The sequence below is a fragment of the Spirosoma arcticum genome (assembly GCF_054779955.1).
Genome location: NZ_BAAGXG010000005.1, coordinates 148,049 through 165,754 on the forward strand (window position 1 = coordinate 148,049; position 17,706 = coordinate 165,754).

Consider the following 17,706-nt stretch of genomic DNA (forward strand, 5'->3'; position numbering starts at 1 on the left):
TTACGACCTATTACTATTGACGAATCGACGGGCAAAAAATACAATTACGCCTAAAATCGCTCCGAGAATCGAGAACCCGACAACAATAAGCGTCCGGCCTGGTTCGCTTTTCCGCAGTGGAATTGTGGGCGGTTCGAGTAGTTGAAACACGGGGGCCTCCTCCTGTACTTTAATTCGGGCTTGCTCCAACTGCTTCGATAAGTCATTGTAAACCGTCTGAGCCAGTAAATAATCGGCTTGAAGCCGCTGTTCTTCAATTTTGGCAGTATTCAAAAACAGACTACGGTTACGGTCACGGTAACTCGACAGTGCGTATTCGGAAGCACCATACCGTCGGCGGGCGTTGCTAACCTGTTGACCCAAAAACTGAACCTGCTTGCGCGACTTCCCCGTGCGGTAGTTCGTCACATAATTCGTCAGGTAATCAAGCGTTTGCCGGGCAGTGATAGCGGCCACAACCGGATCGGGCATTTTAGCCGTGATAGTAACGATACCTGATTTCTTATCAATAGCTGCGCCCACGCGCTGACCGATCATTCGACTGAGTTCTTCCTGCTGTTTCGTTAATTGCAGAGCCGCTGCTGTTGGCGCAGGTTGCACGTCCTCATCTGAATCACCCGCCAGCCTGCCAACCCAGCCCGACAGCCCACGATTCGACTGTTCGATAAGGAACCGTTGCAACGGCTGAGGTTTCTTCGTCTCATTCGTGGTGACGGGTTGACTGAGCAGATATAGCGTAAACGGGACACTCTGCACAATGTCGGGATACAGGTCAGGGCGAATAGCCTCCGAGGTACCGCTCAGGTTATCCAGACTGACGCCCGCTAACCCAGCCAATGATTTCAAGTCACCCAGGCCACTGGCTCCGGCCGGTGATTTTAATTCGGGCATAACCCGCACGGTGGATACGTACTCATTTGCTTTACTGACTGCGTACAATACGCCAAGCAGCAGAAAAATAGTCATGCATAGCAGTACCGTCCGACGGCTATCCTTTAAAAACTTCACAACATCGCTCAGCCGAATTTCAATTTCGTCGGGGTCAGATTTGTGCGTAGGCAGTATAGCTTGTGTAGTAGACATGCGCAGGATAACCTATGGCGTTCTTCTTAAATTGATAATAACCGACGCAGCCGTAGCAGCCAACGTACCAATGACGGAAAGAATACCAATGCGCTCAACCGGGCTTAACCGGTTCGTATCTAATGGTTTAAACGGAACGACAATGGTTGAGCCAGGTTGAACACGGGGCCGGATGGCGAAAAACAGGAAGCGATGCGTTCGGTCTTTTTGTCCGTTTGGGTAAATAATGTAGGCTTTCGTGTTACGGGCATTATCCGTAAATCCCCCGGCTTCGCTAACGTAATCGTTGAATTTATAACCTACTTTATAACTTACCGACGACGGATTCAATACTGCGCCTTCAATGGCTACTATTTCGGATTGACGCGGAATAAACAGCGTATCGCCATCATTAAGCAGCAGGTTTTCTTCGGCACCGGGGTCTTCCAATATGCGTCGCAGATCACTGCCAATGACCTGGCCCACCCGCTTATACTGCGCCCCCGCCATGTAAGCCCCCGGTCTCAGCCCCCCCGCCCGTTCAATCAGGTCGGAGATGCGCTGCTGTCGGCTGGCAATAGCGTAATTACCGGGATGAAGAATCTCGCCCGATACGTAAACCTGCCGCTGGGCTTCGTAATTAGGCGAAGTTCGCACGTAGACAATATCGAACGGTTGCAGGCGAAACGTTGCCATGTTCACACTCACGCCACTCAGTGGGGCCACCTCCAGCGGGGTGATCTGTAGGTTGCGGTCGAGCGCGAACTGGTACATGTCGAGCGTTGTCGTACGAACACCCGCCGAGTCCTGCCGGATGCGCCGGGCCACTTCAATGCGGTTGGGCGTCGCTCCTTCCTGGAAGCCCCCCGCCAGCGCAATCAGGTCGGCCACGCTCATGTTACTGACGAACTGCACTGTGTCAGGTCGGTTCACAGCCCCTTCGACCGTGATGTAGTAGTTCTCGCGCAGGTCGCGGATGGACAGGACCGTCAGGCTGTCCTGCCGCAGGAGTGGAATGTCGGCGATTTCGCCCCGCATCAGCTTACCCAAATCGAAGGACAAGTTCTCCCGGTCCTGGTCGGGCCGCTCCCGGATGATGGTGGCCCGGTTAATGAACGCGTCTTTACTTAGCCCTTCGGCGCGGGTAATGAGTTGGCGGACGGTTTCAAGACCCGGCTCAAGGGCATAATCGCCCGGTCGCATGACGGCACCGGCTACCTGAACGCGGTTCTCGTACCGCTCCAGAATTTTTCCCACGAAATACTTATCACCCCGTTGCGGCACAAAATCGGCGATCTGTTCTTCACTGATGGTCACAATCCGGCGTTCGCGGCTGGTGTTGCGCCGGAGGGTGATGCTGGCCCGGTAGGCATCGTCACCAAAGCCGCCCGCAAAACTCAGCAGGTTCTTGAGCGTTTCGCCGGTCAGCACTTCAAAAATGGCGGGTCGTCGAACTTGCCCCGTCAGTTCGACGCGGGTATCGTAGTCGGCCACGCGGATCACATCCTGATCCTGCAGCCGGATGTTGTCCCGCTGGTCGGCGCGAAGAATAAAGTCGTAGAGGTCGATGGTACGGACGACGCGGTTGCCCCGGATGACGCTGATTTTGCGGAACGATCCCGTCTCCGGGTTTGGCCCACCGGCTAAATAAAGTGCATTGAAAGCCGACCCAAGCGATGAGATCGTGTACGTTCCCGGCCGGACAACTTCGCCCACGAGCGTAACGCGGATGCTGCGGATGTTAGTGAGCGCCACGTTGGCACTGGTGCCGCTGCCGGGTACACCCAGGCCCTGATAGCCGCCCTTGCGCAGCCGGGCGATGATCCGCTGTTCGGCTTGCTCAATGGTGAGGCCACTCACGAAAATGGGTTGAATGTTGGGTACTTTCACCGTGCCTTCGGGCGACACGCGAAGTTTAAAACTATCGGACGAAGCGCCGGAAACGTCAATGCTTATTTCGTCGTCGGGGCCGACGATGTAGTTGCGTGGGGTAGCAATCCGCAGATTTGGCTCAAAGGACAAGCTGGCATTTTCGAAGAGCGACGCCCCGAACACCCGCAGTCGACGGCTCGTGTCGGCACGCGTACCATAAGGCAGTGAGTCGATGTAACGCCGGGAGAGGCCGTTGGGTAGGGTTCGACCGTTGCTGGTGTCAGCAAACGACCGGCCTGATGAGCGGGATGTCTGCGACCGGATTTCGGCAATCCGTCGGCGCATCTTGGCAATATCAGTGAGGGTGTAGCCCTGCGACATGGCGGCCTGTTCAATCTGCGCTTCGCTCAACCCGCTGGCCTGTGCCCGGCTATAAAACTGTTCTACCTGCTCATCGCTCAACTGGTCGACCCGCGAACCCGTCTGTTGAGCAGTGGCCTGACCCGCTCCAAGCAGCAGGAACGTACTGATAACGAAAAGAAGGGAGCAAATACAGCGGATAAAGTATGACAATTTGTCGGTGGTACGCATGAACGGTGGCCGTTGGGCCAAAAATTGACCAGCAAAAGTAATAGATTACTCGTAAAACGTTGTTGCCATTTGGTAAGGTACGTTTGAGATGATCGTTTTCCCAACCCTGAAGGGGTGGGCTGATACAGGGTCTGCGAGAGCCTCATAACTGCGTAACTCCTGTTATCACCCCTGATTGTACTCTGTATTAGACCACAACTTCAACCTTGTATTAGCCCACAACTTCAGTTGTGGGGAAGCGGCAATGCATTAAATTTGTAGAAAAAATTCGTTATAAATGAGTCGGGTTACCTCATCTGCCGACTCACTACCAGACCTGAAATGATCAATTTCATAGCCAAGTTTTTCGGCACCAAATCGCAGCGGGACGTTAAAGAACTGCTTCCCTACGTCGAGAAGGTGAACACCGAGTTTGCCCGCCTGAAAGACCTTTCCAACGATGAACTGCGCCAGTTCTCGGCCGATCTGAAAGCCACGATTGCCCGTGAACTGGCCGACATCGACGGTCAGCTTACCGAACTGGGCGAACACGCAGCCAGCCCGGACGTGGACGTTAACGAGAAGGAGCAGCTTTTCAACCGGATCGACAAACTCGAAGCCGACCGCAACGTTGAACTCGAACGGGTGCTGCTCGACATTCTGCCGCAGGCCTTTGCGGTGATGAAAGAAACCGCCCGCCGGTTCACCCAGAGCGAGCAACTGACCGTCAGCACGACGGACTTCGACCGGGAGATTGCCGCCCGCAAGAAAAACGTCGTTATCGACGGCGATCAGGCACAGTGGTCCAGCACCTGGGACGCGGCCGGGACGCCCATCCGGTGGGATATGATTCACTACGACGTGCAGATTATTGGGGGCGTGGTCCTTCACCAGGGTAAAATTGCCGAAATGGCGACGGGCGAGGGCAAGACCCTCGTGGCTACGTTTCCGGCTTTCCTGAACGGGCTGGCCGGTCGGGGGGTACATATTGTGACAGTCAACGATTACCTCGCCAAGCGTGACTCCGACTGGATGGCTCCACTGTTCGAGTTTCACGGTCTGCGCGTCGACTGTATCGACAAGCACCAGCCCAACTCCGAACAGCGCAAACACGCGTATCTCGCTGATATCACCTACGGCACCAATAACGAGTTTGGCTTCGATTACCTGCGCGACAACATGGCCCGCGAAACGGGGGAACTGGTGCAGCGCAAACACCATTACGCGATGGTGGATGAAGTTGACTCGGTCCTGATCGACGATGCCCGTACCCCGCTCATCATCAGCGGTCCCGTGCCGCGTGGCGACGAGCAGGATTACATTGAACTGAAGCCGCGCGTGGCCCGTGTGGTGGAAGCGCAACGGAAGTTGGTGTACGATTTTCTGAACGATGCCAAGAAGAAGATTGCGGCCGGTGATGAGAAAGATGGTGGCGTATCGTTGTTTCGGGCGTACCGGGGACTGCCTAAGCACAAGCCGCTGATTAAGTACCTGACCGAGACGGGCAACAAAGCACTGCTTCAAAAAACGGAATCAATTTATCTGGCCGAAAACCAGAAGCTGATGCCCGAAGCCGACGCGCCCCTCTACTTCACCATCGACGAGCGGCACAACGGGATTGACCTGACCGAAAAAGGCATTGACTTCATTACCGGTTCCGGCGAAGACGCCAGCTTTTTTATATTGCCCGACCTGTCGATTGACCTCAACGCCATTGACAAGGATGGTGACTTGTCGGAGCAGGAAAAAATCTTGCACCGGGAAGCGCTCATTCGTGATTACGCGGTCAAGACGCAGCGGATCAACACCGTTAACCAATTGCTGAAGGCGTATACGCTGTTCGAGAAGGATACCGAGTACGTCATTATGGACGGCAAGGTAAAGATCGTGGATGAGCAGACGGGCCGGATTATGGAAGGTCGCCGGTGGTCGGACGGGCTGCACCAGGCCGTTGAAGCGAAGGAAAACGTGAAAGTTGAGGATGCCACGCAGACCTACGCCACGGTAACGCTCCAGAACTACTTTCGGATGTATCATAAACGGGCGGGTATGACCGGTACGGCCGAGACGGAAGCGTCGGAGTTCTGGCAGATTTACAAAATGGATGTGGTCGTGATCCCGACTAACCGGGCCATCAGCCGCGCCGACGAAGAGGATAAAGTGTACCGTTCGGTGCGCGAGAAATACAATGCGGTATCCGACGAAATTACGGCGTTGGTCGAGAAAGGACGGCCGGTGCTCGTTGGTACAACCTCCGTTGAAAACTCCGAACTGCTGAGCCGCCTGCTAACGCTGCGCAAAATTCAGCACCAGGTACTGAACGCCAAATACCACCAGCGCGAAGCCGAAATTGTGGCGTCGGCGGGTTTGCCGGGCACGGTCACCATTGCCACCAACATGGCCGGACGTGGCACGGACATCAAACTGACGCCCGACTCGAAAGCGGCTGGCGGATTAGCCATTATCGGTACGGAGCGCCACGAGTCGCGCCGGGTCGACCGGCAGTTGCGTGGTCGGGCGGGGCGGCAGGGGGACCCCGGCACGTCGCAGTTCTTTGTGTCGCTCGAAGACAGCCTGATGCGCTTGTTTGGTTCCGACCGGATTGCCAAAGTAATGGACCGCATGGGGCTGGAGGAGGGTGAGGTAATTCAGCACTCGATGATTACGAAGTCGATTGAGCGGGCGCAGAAAAAGGTTGAAGAAAATAACTTCGGCGTCCGAAAGCGGCTGCTCGAATACGATGACGTGATGAACTACCAGCGCGAGGCTATTTACAAACGCCGTCGGAACGCACTCTTCGGCGACCGGCTGCCGCTCGACATCGCCAACACGATGTACGATGTGGTGGAAGAGACGGTCAACAACGCCGAGGGCAACTACGAAGAAGTGAAGCTGCAACTGCTGACGACCATTGGCGTGGTGCCCGAACTGACCGCCGATGAATTTGGCAGGCTTAAGAAATCGGATCAGATTCGGCGGTTATACGACGAAACTGAAGCACAGTATCAGGCCAAGAACCACGCCATTGCCGACAAAGCCCTGCCGGTGCTGACGCAGGTATTGGCCGAACAAGGGCAGCAGATCAAGAATATTGTAGTGCCATTTACCGACGGACTGCACGAACTGACAGTGGTGTCGGACCTGCGCAAGGCGGTTGAAACGGGTGGACGTGATTTGGTGACGGAGATGGAAAAAGCCGTGACGCTATCAGTGATCGACCAGGAATGGAAAGAACACCTCCGCGAAATGGACGACCTGAAGCAGTCGGTGCAGAACGCCGTATTCGAGCAGAAAGACCCGCTGTTAGTGTATAAGTTTGAATCGGTGGAGTTATTCAAGCGGTTTCTGAACAAAGTCAATTTCGACACCATCAGTTTTTTGAGCAAAGCCGACATTCCAGCCGAGAAGGTGGAGGAGGTACAGCAGGAGATCCGGCAGGCTCCGGCACAGCGTCGTCCACAGCCCCAACCTCAGTTGCACACCAACATGGAGGATTTTGACGACGAGCACCTCGCCACGGGCCCTGAGGAATACGCCCGGCGCATGGCGGAAAACAACGCTATGGGAGCCGGTGCGCCCCCCATGCCTGCCCCCCGCCAGGTACCCGTTCGCGTGGCCAAGATGGACCGCAACGCCCGCGTCAACGTTCAGTATGTGGATGGTTCGGTGAAGCGCGATGTGAAGTTCAAAAGCGTGGAAAACGACGTGATGAGTGGCAAAGCCATGCTGATTGAGTAAGGTATTCTGGTGGTGCGTATCCTGGACGGCCACGTCCGGGCGAATAAATTGGTCTTGTTTACGCCCGGACGTGGCCGTCCAGGATACTTTATTGACTTCTAACCCGCTGATTCGTACCTTCGTTGGTATCAGTCAGCGGGTTAATTTTTGAGGACATGGTAGCAGAGCAGCGGCAGTTTATCACGCAGGACGCGTATCTGGTAATGGAGCGGGAAGCCTTCGAGAAGAATGAGTATTTTGAAGGACAACTATATCCAATGGCAGGCGCAACAAAGGAACACAATCGCATCAAGGAGAATTTATCAGGCGAAATTTACATTGCTCTAAAGGGTAAATTGTGTCAGTCCTTTTCATCCGACTATCGGGTTCATATTCCTAAAAACGGCTTGTATGCGTATCCAGATGTATTTGTAGTTTGTGATGAGCCGGAATTGCTTGACGGCAAGTTCGATACGCTGCTTAATCCAACGGTGCTCATTGAAATTCTTTCAAAAAGTACACGGGGATACGATAAGAATGCCAAATTCGCCCTCTACCGGGACATTCCGACGCTGCGTGAGTATTTGCTAGTGGATTCCCAACGGGTGAAGATTGAAGTCTGGCAGAAATCAACCGATAGTATCTGGTCGTTATCTGGGGAAACGGGTCAGATAGATGACAGTATCCGAATCGAAGCCATTGGCTTGACGCTCCCTCTGCGTACTATTTACGACCGCATACCGGGCTTGAGTGCTTGATGAAATATTCCTTTCTGTTCGGTTTGTTTTACTTGGTTGTCGGCTTCCTGCCCGCAACCTTTCAGCCTGCTCCTGCCCCCATCCGGCTCCAGCCGCAGCCGCTGCCATTTGTCCCGAGGGAATTTCACATTGCCACCATTACCGATCAGCGCTCCAGCAAGGGGGCCGTTGCCCGACTCGCGCTAACGCTTAATCAACCCGTCCAGCCGGTTGATCTTGACGGTGGTCTGGTGTCTAATTTCCGGGCGTTTATCAATCAGAACCTGAAACAGAATAGGGCACTGCGCCCCATTGCGATGCGCGTTCAGCAGTGCCGCGTAACCGAAACCGCCGTTGGCAACCGCGTCCGGGGCGAGTTTGTGTACGCCGTCGTGTTCGATTTGCTGGGTAAAGACGACTTCGGTACGGAGACCAGTACCCGCCTAACCGAATACAGCGGCAGTGCCACCTACACGCGGCCATTGGGTCAGTTAACGGTTATCGAGCCAACCATCCGGCAGGCGCTCGTGTCGTCGCTTCGCAGCCTGAACGAGTATATGAACCGCGAATCCAGACAAAATGAGAAGTTAGCGACCAGTCTCCGGGTTGTTTTCACCGATGATACGCGGATCACCAGCGACGATACGGTGCAGTACAACCCCGACCGCAAGCTAACCTGGGCCGACTTCCGGGCCGAACCACGCCGGGGCAGTCATTACGCAGCCGAAGTATTTACCAGTTTTGGCTACGAAGGTAAAAGCTCCGTTAAAAACGGCATCATTACGCTCAACCTGACCATAAAGAGCTACATGCTCAAGAACTCGTCGTGGGCGAGGGCCGACGCCAAAAACGCGTACGCCCTAAACCACGAACAGCGCCATTTCGACATTGTAAAATTAATCGCGGAACGCTTCAAGCAGAAAATTCACCCCGATAGCCTGACGGTTGAGGACTACAACAGTATTGTTCAGTATCAGTTTATTGAGTCGTTTCGGGAGATGAACCAGATGCAGGAGGAGTACGACGCCGAAACAAACCACAGCCTCGATCAGGCCGATCAGGAACGCTGGAACGAGCGAATTGACGCTGAACTGCGTAAGTTTGGCGTCAAGTGAAAAAGTTCCGCATACTGCACATCAGCACGGCCCACCAGCCCCAGGACCCCCGCATCGTGTTTAAACAGTGCCAAACTCTCTCGGATCAACACGAGGTGTTTTGTGCAATTCCCCATGCAGACCCCGCCATTGCGCCCACGATCCGGTTCGTTCGCTTGCCGTTTTTCAGGCGCGTCGTCTGGCGGGCGTTAATCACTGGCCCCTACATTCTGATGCGATGCCTGTGGCTACGGCCCGCCGTTGTCCATATATATGTGCCGGAGTTGATACCGGTTGCCCTCATTTTTCAGCTATTCGGGGCGAACGTAATCTATGAAGTGCAGGAAAATCTATTCAAGAAAATGCACCTGAAGCACCTGAATCGGGGCTATCTGCTGGAGTGTTTCTTCCGCTGGTTCGACGCCCTTGCCCGACGCCGATTTTACTTGGTCTTCACCGAACACCGCTACCTGGATACGTACACGAACCTGACCAAACCCCATGCGGTCATCTATAACTACCCGCTGCTCCCTTTTTTAGACCCGTTTCGGCAGCCGTACCAGCCTAACCTCAGCCAGCCCGTGTTCTTTTACATTGGCTGGCTCAGTTTCGAGCGGGCGTTCGATACGTTGGTCAATGGCCTGGCACTACTCAGGGAAACCCATCCAACTTTCGTCATGCATCTGTTCGGGCAACGGACGTTCAGCGATCGAGATCTGGAGCACCTTCCCAACTTTGATGCCGTGCGCGACAACGTTCATTTTTACGGCTATACCGATCAGCGCAGGGCGTTCCCGTACGCGGCCCAAGCCACCGCCGGACTGGCCCTGCTTAAGCCCATTGGTGACTATCCGGACTCTTACACGACTAAACTGTTTGAATACATGGCCCTTGGCCTGCCCGTTATCACGTCCGATTTTCCACTGTACCGCGACGTGGTCGAGCGGCACCACTGCGGATTCTGTGTATCGCCCTATGACCCGAAACAGTTGACGGCGGCAATGATTTACCTGATCGAGCATCCAGCCGAAGCCCACGCTATGGGTGAGCGCGGGCGGCTTGCCGTGGAGCAAACGTATAACTGGGCTACTGAAGCCCGGAAGCTAATTGACTTGTATGCCCTGGTCTTGAACAACAAAAACGGTGAACATTGAATTTTTAATTGAAACAGTGACTTTATCAACACGTTATGGTATTGTTCTAATGTTAAATGCTATGTTTTCCCGGAAGGATTTAACTTTCAGCACTAATTTGGGAGCTACCCACGTTAGCCTTACTTTTCCGCCTGATGTATATTCATGCAGTAAGCCATTATCTGCCAACGCAGGTAGTCGGCAATGAACATTTTACCCGGCTCAACGGCTTATCGAACGATTGGATAATTGAACGTACTGGTATCGAAGAGCGACGCAAAGCCGCTCCCGGTGAGAATACCAATACCATGACAATCGACGTGATTCAGCGGCTCCAGGAAAAAGTTGATCTGTCGACGGTAAATCTTATCGTTGGGGCTACCTACACGCCCTACGACACCATTGTTTCCCTCGCCCACGAAGCGCAGCATCATCTTGGCATCGCCGACATTCCCGTTATCTCCGTGTCAACCGCCTGCTCGTCGCTGCTCAACGCTATTGAAGTGGTCGAAGGTTATTTCGCACTCAACAAAGCCGACCGGGCATTGGTCATCGTGTCGGAGCATAATACGGCTTACAACAACGACGAGGATACGATATCGGGCCATTTGTGGGGCGACGGAGCTGCGGCCCTGCTGATAACAAAAGAGCGTCAGGGTGAAGGCGATTTCTTTGTCAAAGCCTTGTTAACGGGCGGAGCAGCTCACACGGCTAAGGCAACGACGGCGGTTACGATGAAACCCAACGAAGGGGGCGTTGCCATGCCGTTTGGCCGCGACGTATTTATCAACGCCTGTCAGTACATGCCCAAAGCCAGCCTGCAAATTCTTGAGCGCTGCGGCCTGACTCTTGCCGACGTAGACTACATACTACCTCACCAGGCAAATCTCCGTATCTCGCGCAACGTGATGAACACGCTCGGCCTGCCCGAAGAAAAGCTCATTTCCAACATTCAGTTACTGGGCAATACGGGCTGTGCAGGCTGCGCCATTGCGCTGTCGGAGCAGTGGGATTTATTCCAAAAAGGGCAGCGCATTGTAGTTACCGTTTTCGGGGGCGGTTATTCGTACGGGGCGATGCTGATAGAAAAATAGTCGTAAGTCAACAGTCACAAGTGGCTAACGTTTGCGGCTGTTGACTTACGACTTTTGTCTCACTGTGCTTCGGCCCGCCAAGTGTTGTTTTTGCTGTTGACATCGGGGAGTTTTTCGTCCGGGTCGACAACGACGGTTTTCAGGGCCGAGGTCGAGTTGTAGCGAAACGTCCAGGTGCCGCCCCGCTGCCACACTTCGACCGGCAGGGTCACACGGCCTTTCTTGCCATTGATTTCGGTTACCTCAACCGTGACGGGCATCGCTAATTTTTCGAGGTTCTCAATCGAAATCAACGACCCTTTGTCGGCTGCGCCGTTTACGTATTTCACGTCCCGAACGCTCTGATCCAATTTCCAGGTTTCGTAGAAAAATCCGCGCCAGAACCAGCCCAAATCCTCCCCGGCTCCGTCTTCCATACTTCGGAAGAAATCGTAGGGCGTTGGATGTTTAAACGCCCAGCGGCTAACGTAGTTTTTAAAGGCGAAGTCGAAGCGTTCAGCACCAAGAATCGACTCGCGAAGGATTTTCAGACCCATACCCGGCTTGTAATACGCCAGCGTACCCAGGACGCGGGGTTGCTGCACGTCGGGGATGGTCATAACCGGCTCGGCGGGCGCGAACAGGGCGGGCGCAATGTCGTGCATGGTACCGCGCTCCCGGTTGTATTCTCCTTTGTTGAAATTAGCGGTAGACAGGGTATTTATGAACGTGTTGAAGCCTTCGTCCATCCACGGAAATTTACGCTCGTTGCTCCCCACAATCATGGGAAACCAGTTGTGGCCAAACTCGTGATCGGTAACGCCCCAGAGCGCATCCCGTTTGTCTTTATGGTCGCAGAACACAATCCCCGGATACTCCATGCCGCCCACGATACCAGCCACGTTAGTGGCCACTGGATAGCTGTATTCGTAGAGGTATTTTGAGTAAAATTCGATGCAGCTCTTCACGTATTCCGTCGAGCGGCCCCACGAATCGTTGGTAGCACTTTCGGCCGGATACACCGACTGAGCCAGCGCCGACTTACCACTGGGCAGGTTCATTTTGGCAGCATCCCATACAAATGCCCGGCTCGATGCCCAGGCCACGTCGCGGGTGTTGAGGCAGCGGAATCTCCAGGTCAGCGTACCCGACTTTTTTGGACGCGTATTGGCATCCCGTACCTCGTCTTTACCACGAATGATAACTGTTTTGTCACTTTGGCGAGCTTGTGCCAGGCGCTTGATCTGCTCCTGCGTTAACACCTCGTTCGGGTTCAGCAACTCGCCAGAACCGGCAACGATATGATCCCAGGGCACGGTAATGCCGTATTCGTAGTCGCCATAGTCCAAATAAAACTCACCCGCGCCCAGGTAGGGCAACACATTCCAGCCTTCGATGTCGTCATAAACGCACATGCGCGGATACCACTGCGCTATTTCGTAAATAATGCCGTCTTTGCGGGTCAACTGACCCATTCGATCTGAGCCGTACTCAGGAATTTTGAACGAATACGCGACCTTCACTTTTATCTCGCCACCGGGCTTCACCGGCTCAGACAAGCGCAGTTGCATCCGGGTGTCGGTAATTTCGTAGGACGTAGCGGCAAATTTAGCTTTGCCCTGTTCGGTCGTTACACTCGTGATGCTCAGCCCACCCGCAAAGCCTACGTTACCAAAACGGCCACCCGTAACCGGTGTTGTCCGGGCCGAGCGCGATGTGTCGCTGAAGGCATTCTGATCGAGTTGAAGCCACAGAAAAGGCAACACCTCCGGCGAGTTGTTTTTGTACGTAATCGTTACGTCGCCGGTGATGGTGTTTTGCTGATCGTCGAGACTGACGTTGATCTGATAGTCGGCCCGGTTTTGCCAGTAACGCGGACCGGGAGACCCGCTGCCCGTTCGGTAGTCATTGCCCGGTTGCATGTTGAACAGGGGATGAAACAGCGCAAGAGGATCGTATTTAGATCCAGGAGACGGTGTGGAGACGGGTCCGGTCGTTTGAGCGAGGGACGTCAGACTAAGCGCCAAGAAACCCACCCAAAGTGCAATTTTCTTCATGAAGTATTTACAAAACGATTTTTACACAAATAACGAAACAAGCGGACAAAAACGGATACTACACGGTCATCCAAGCCATAAAATCAATCCTGCCGTCACAGCGAGAAGCGCAGGTTAACACCGTGGTGAATAACCAAAAAGATGAACAAGCCGATCCAGAGCACATCGACAAAGTGCCAATAGAGCGTAATAAGACGGATTTTTAGCTGATTAGGGGGGTTAACGCTGTAGACAAACGAGTCGACATAAGGTCGGCGACGCAGGGCCTCGGCCAACACGATAACGATAAAAACCAGCCCGATCAGAATGTGAAGCAAGTGAATGCCGGAGATGATGTACACAAAACTACCGGACGGATTGCCCGTTAACCCAATACCGGACCGGATCATCTGCCGCCAGCCCCAGCCCTGCAAAAGCATAAACAAGGTGCCCAGCACCAGCGTTGTGGCCATATTTGTACGGTAGCTGTCGAAGCGCTCGTGCCGGAAAGCCTGATTCGCATTGTGCAACGTGAGACTACTCAGAACAATGACCACCGTGCTGACCAAAAATACATTGGGCAATTTAACATCGATCCAGTCCGACGCGCTGCGACGAATGACGTACGTGACTAAAAGGATTGTAAACAGCATGACGCTGCTGGCAATACCTAACCAAATCATGAAGCGAAACGGCTCCCGCCGTTTCGTGACAAAGTTGCTCATTCGGCTGAGTTTGTAGTTTATGCGGTTCCCTCGGTACCGCACGGCAGCGGCCGACCGTCGGCGGACGGGCCGTGGTCCGGCATTCCGGGATTTGTAGTTGACCAGCGTATGATGAAAACCGTATGACAGCCGGTATAAGCTGACCGGAGGAACAACGAACGACAAACTACAAACTGAATCAAAGTTTCCCTTGCCAAACGCTGTAATTCCAAAATTGGTTTGGGCGGTTAATGGGCGCGTTGAAAATACCGTACACCGTTGATCCAGAGCCGCTCATACTGGCATACACGGCCCCCAATTCATAGAGTTGCTGCTTAATTTGACCCAGAATCGGGTAGTGAGGGAACAGGCTGTCTTCAAAATCGTTGAAAACGGTTTTTTGCCAGGTGTCGATGGGTGCCTGCAAGTGATTACGCAGAGACGTTTCAGGTTGATGAGGCCGAATGGCTGCGTAGGCTTCGGCGGTAGAAATAGCCAGGTTTGGATAGACTAACAGCAGGTAATAACCCCGTAGATCAATGCCAATTGATTCAAATACATCACCCTTCCCCATGCAGTATATCGGTTGGTTTTTGATGAAAAAGGCACAGTCACTCCCTAACTGTCGGGCATAATTTTCCAGCGATGCTACGTCTATACCCAGGTTAAACCGGTCGTTCAGCAGTGTGAGGGTAAAGGCGGCATCGGCCGAACCACCACCTAAGCCTGCACCGATGGGCACAATTTTGTGCAAATGCAGTTGAACGGGCGGCAGGTCGAAGTCGGCGCTCAGCAGGTTGTAAGCCCGTACGCACAGGTTTGTGTCGGCGGCACCGGGAATGGCAAGACCACTGCTGCTAAAACCGAACGCATCGGATGGAATTACTTCCAGCACGTCGCTCCACCCGACCGGATAAAAGCACGACTGCAGGTTATGAAACCCGTCGGGGCGCTTTTCGGTGATGCGCAGCCCAATATTGATTTTGGCGTTGGGAAAAGAGATCATAAATGAATAATGAACAATTAAAAATGAACAATGGCACGAGCAGCATTATTCATTGTCCATTTTACCGCACGGGCGGCCCCGATTATTCATTCATCTTATTTTATATCGACCACCCTGAACTCCGTCCGGCGGTTTCGCTGGTGTTCGGCGTCGGTGCAGATTACGCCATCAGTGCAATTGTTGACTAACTGCGATTCTCCCATCCCGATTGCCGCCATCCGTCGACGGCTGATTCCTTTGGCGGCCAACAGATTAGCAACGGCTTTGGCCCGTTGGGTCGATAGTAATTTGTTCTGTTCAGCAGTGCCCCGGCTGTCGGTGTGCGACCGAATTTCGATAATTAGTGAAGGATACTTACGCATGGTAGCCACTAACCTGTCCAGTTCGCGGGCGGCATCGGATCTAAGGCTGAACCGGTCGAGATCGTAGTAGATATTATCAATCGTGACTACATCACCCACGCTGAGCATCCGCAAATCGGCGGAGAGTACATCTGGTTTGGCTTTCGGGGTGAGTCGTTTGATCTTGTTGGTGTTCGTACCAAACGCGGGTTTAGACGCAATCAGCGTGTAATCGCAACCCTCGACCAGGTCGAACGAATAGCGTCCATCCGGTCCGGTAACATACTCAAGCTGGGTGTTATCGCACTCGTTGCGGAGCCGGACGGTGACGCCCGGAATGGGCCGACGGTAGTGCTCACTAACCACCACGCCCCGGATGCGGGACCGCGTCAGTGATTCTGTCGGATTGACCTCTTTCACCTCCGCCGAAATCGTATCGACTTCAGCTATCGGCTTCATCAGGCCTAATTCGAGCTGCGTAGGCTCATCATCCGTCAGAAACCGGGTAGTGAAACCAACCGTGCTGTTCATGTACCCATCGCGGCTGGACTGAAATATGAAATCGTTGTCACTTTCGAGGCAGAGCCGCACAAAGCCGTCCTTGCCGGTAAGCATCGTTTGATCGGCCTGACCCTCCCCCTTCGCCTTTATCAGCACGCTAACGCTGTCCAACGGAGCATCGGTGTCGCTGTCATAGAGACGGAGCGTCAGATCGCGGCACCCGTAAAGCGAACTTTCCCGCCGAAACCGGTAAATATCGTCGTTGCCATTGCGCCGGTTGCTGCTGAAATACCCCCCCCGTCGGCTAACGTCCGTTATCAGGCCGAAATCATCCTGGGGCGAGTTAATTGGAGCATCCAGATGAACAACGGATTCTACAATCAAGCCGGTGGCCAGGGTAGTCACGGTAGCAAAGAATATGTCTAATTCACCAAGACCCTTCCGGCCATCAGTCGAGAAGTACAGGTTCCCAGCATCATCCACGTAGGGGAACAACTCATTACCAGTGGTGTTGATGTCTTCGCCAAGGTTGACCGGGCGACCCCAGTTTCCATTTTGGTAGCGGCTGACATACAGGTCAGTGCCACCAAGCCCTCCGGGCATATCAGACGCAAAAAAGAGCAGTTGCTCATCGCGGCTCAGCGTCGGATGCCCCACCGAATACTCGTTGCTGTTAAAAGGCAATTCCGTTACATCAGTCCAAACGCCATTTTGCTGACGAGCCATGTATAATTTAAGTTTTGTGACGCCTTCAGCACTCTTGCTGGTACGGCCTTCGCTGTAGTTGTTACGCGTAAAAATAATTTGAGACCCATCGCGCGAAAACGTTGCCGGGCCTTCGTGGTATCTCGAATTAAGCGTTTTACTGAGCGGCTGCGCCGTGTTTTCTGACCCGGTTTGAGCGGATCCGACCTGGGCTGGCCGACTTTCATACCCCAATCCATCGGAGATGTTGATACCTCCGTCAAAATCCGGTACGGTATGTGAGTCGTTGGCCGTGGGGCGGCTGTACTCATCGGCACCAATCTGCCAGCCAGTTTTAGTGGGAGCAGCGCTGACCTTACTGGCAACTCCGTCGGCGTTAATGGTACTCTTGATTCTAAGGCTGTTTCGGTTTGGGGCATAGAACAGATCGAGATAGTCCCCCCCGCTCCCCCGCCCCGATGTCTCAATGATCGATTTACCTTTGCCGCCGGATACGTAAACCAAACCGTCCTGATAAAATGCAGGGCTAAACTCTTCGCCCGGCGAGTTGAGGGCTAAGTAATCGAGTCGGTAGCGCACCGTCCCTTTCGGGTCACCTGTCGACCCCGCCGATGGTGTTGGTGTTACGGGGCGTCGCGGAATCACTTTACTCTTCTGCAATAGATACTGTTCGTAGTGCTGCTGGGCTTCCTGAAATTTACCGTTGCCCGCCAGTGTCTGGGCAAAATTCAGGATTCGCTGCGGGTTATCAGTGGAATCAGCGGTTAACGATTCCCGGTAATAGCGTTCTGCCCTGACACCATCGCCCACTTGCTTGTACGCATTGGCGAGTTGCCCCTGAATCGTTGATTTTTGAGCCGGAGTAAATTTATTGTCCGGGTTGGTCAGTAGTTGTGTGTATGTGTCAATGGCACGGCCGTAGGCTTTGTAGCTAAGCAGTCGATCTGCCTGCTGCAACAGCGAATCGACCTGTGCCCAGGCGGTCAGGCCGCTTAAACACAGTAATAGACTCACTCCAATTTGCCTTGCCCAATTTCTACACATCGATGTCATACTTACCTCTCCCGCAGGCGACTGCTCCGTGTTTATCCGGCCCCTAAATTCGCCCAAAATCATTGTCCCGTTCGCACATCGGTTGAGCAGTTCAATGCCCAA

The 17,706-nt window shown here is 53.8% G+C and carries 11 protein-coding genes; 5 read left to right on the forward strand and 6 right to left on the reverse strand.

The annotated features are described in order from the left end of the window. Positions 1-1,083: a GNVR domain-containing protein gene (locus tag ACYVHB_RS12815; protein ID WP_461052135.1), complete on the reverse strand. Its 1,083-nt coding sequence runs from the start codon at positions 1,081-1,083 to the stop codon at positions 1-3. Between the two features lie 12 nt (positions 1,084-1,095). Then, complete coding sequence (locus ACYVHB_RS12820) at positions 1,096-3,525, reverse strand: SLBB domain-containing protein (protein WP_461052136.1); 2,430 nt, start codon at positions 3,523-3,525, stop codon at positions 1,096-1,098. Between the two features lie 321 nt (positions 3,526-3,846). On the opposite strand from ACYVHB_RS12820, the gene secA reads away from it, so the two are divergent. The 5 genes from secA (at position 3,847) to ACYVHB_RS12845 (ending at position 11,279) form a co-directional block, all read left to right on the forward strand. Continuing rightward, complete coding sequence (gene secA / locus ACYVHB_RS12825) at positions 3,847-7,242, forward strand: preprotein translocase subunit SecA (protein ID WP_461052137.1); 3,396 nt, start codon at positions 3,847-3,849, stop codon at positions 7,240-7,242. 155 nt (positions 7,243-7,397) lie between these two features. Then, positions 7,398-7,979: a Uma2 family endonuclease gene (locus tag ACYVHB_RS12830; protein WP_461052138.1), complete on the forward strand. Its 582-nt coding sequence runs from the start codon at positions 7,398-7,400 to the stop codon at positions 7,977-7,979. After that, positions 7,979-9,073: a DUF922 domain-containing protein gene (locus tag ACYVHB_RS12835; protein ID WP_461052139.1), complete on the forward strand. Its 1,095-nt coding sequence runs from the start codon at positions 7,979-7,981 to the stop codon at positions 9,071-9,073. The genes ACYVHB_RS12830 and ACYVHB_RS12835 overlap by 1 nt, the downstream gene beginning before the upstream one ends. Continuing rightward, positions 9,070-10,206, forward strand: coding sequence for a glycosyltransferase (locus tag ACYVHB_RS12840; RefSeq protein ID WP_461052140.1), 1,137 nt, complete (start codon positions 9,070-9,072; stop codon positions 10,204-10,206). Before ACYVHB_RS12835 ends, ACYVHB_RS12840 begins: the two co-directional genes overlap by 4 nt. A gap of 134 nt (positions 10,207-10,340) precedes the next feature. Further along, positions 10,341-11,279, forward strand: a complete 939-nt coding sequence (locus tag ACYVHB_RS12845) for a 3-oxoacyl-ACP synthase III family protein (RefSeq protein WP_461052141.1) — start codon at positions 10,341-10,343, stop codon at positions 11,277-11,279. Positions 11,280-11,338: 59 nt separating this feature from the next. Here the strand turns inward: ACYVHB_RS12845 and ACYVHB_RS12850 are convergent, their stop codons facing one another. From ACYVHB_RS12850 to ACYVHB_RS12865, 4 genes are all read right to left on the reverse strand, one after another. Next, the gene (locus ACYVHB_RS12850; protein ID WP_461052142.1) at positions 11,339-13,315 is read right to left on the reverse strand and encodes a M1 family metallopeptidase; all 1,977 of its coding nucleotides are present in this window, start codon (positions 13,313-13,315) and stop codon (positions 11,339-11,341) included. Between the two features lie 95 nt (positions 13,316-13,410). Then, entirely contained in the window at positions 13,411-14,019 is a 609-nt protein-coding gene (locus tag ACYVHB_RS12855; protein ID WP_461052143.1) for a cytochrome c oxidase subunit 3, read from the reverse strand. Between the two features lie 178 nt (positions 14,020-14,197). Next, positions 14,198-15,004, reverse strand: coding sequence for a 4-(cytidine 5'-diphospho)-2-C-methyl-D-erythritol kinase (gene ispE / locus ACYVHB_RS12860; protein ID WP_461052144.1), 807 nt, complete (start codon positions 15,002-15,004; stop codon positions 14,198-14,200). A gap of 95 nt (positions 15,005-15,099) precedes the next feature. After that, the gene (locus tag ACYVHB_RS12865; RefSeq protein ID WP_461052145.1) at positions 15,100-17,565 is read right to left on the reverse strand and encodes an OmpA family protein; all 2,466 of its coding nucleotides are present in this window, start codon (positions 17,563-17,565) and stop codon (positions 15,100-15,102) included. Positions 17,566-17,706 lie beyond the last annotated feature (141 nt).

What these genes read in the sequence shown, in the direction of transcription:
- ACYVHB_RS12815 (WP_461052135.1), bottom strand. Translation starts at nt 1,083, where the DNA reads ATGTCTACTACACAAGCTATACTGCCTACGCACAAATCTGACCCCGAC.
- ACYVHB_RS12820 (WP_461052136.1), bottom strand. Translation starts at nt 3,525, where the DNA reads ATGCGTACCACCGACAAATTGTCATACTTTATCCGCTGTATTTGCTCC.
- secA (WP_461052137.1), top strand. Translation starts at nt 3,847, where the DNA reads ATGATCAATTTCATAGCCAAGTTTTTCGGCACCAAATCGCAGCGGGAC.
- ACYVHB_RS12830 (WP_461052138.1), top strand. Translation starts at nt 7,398, where the DNA reads ATGGTAGCAGAGCAGCGGCAGTTTATCACGCAGGACGCGTATCTGGTA.
- ACYVHB_RS12835 (WP_461052139.1), top strand. Translation starts at nt 7,979, where the DNA reads ATGAAATATTCCTTTCTGTTCGGTTTGTTTTACTTGGTTGTCGGCTTC.
- ACYVHB_RS12845 (WP_461052141.1), top strand. Translation starts at nt 10,341, where the DNA reads ATGTATATTCATGCAGTAAGCCATTATCTGCCAACGCAGGTAGTCGGC.
- ACYVHB_RS12850 (WP_461052142.1), bottom strand. Translation starts at nt 13,315, where the DNA reads ATGAAGAAAATTGCACTTTGGGTGGGTTTCTTGGCGCTTAGTCTGACG.
- ACYVHB_RS12855 (WP_461052143.1), bottom strand. Translation starts at nt 14,019, where the DNA reads ATGAGCAACTTTGTCACGAAACGGCGGGAGCCGTTTCGCTTCATGATT.
- ispE (WP_461052144.1), bottom strand. Translation starts at nt 15,004, where the DNA reads ATGATCTCTTTTCCCAACGCCAAAATCAATATTGGGCTGCGCATCACC.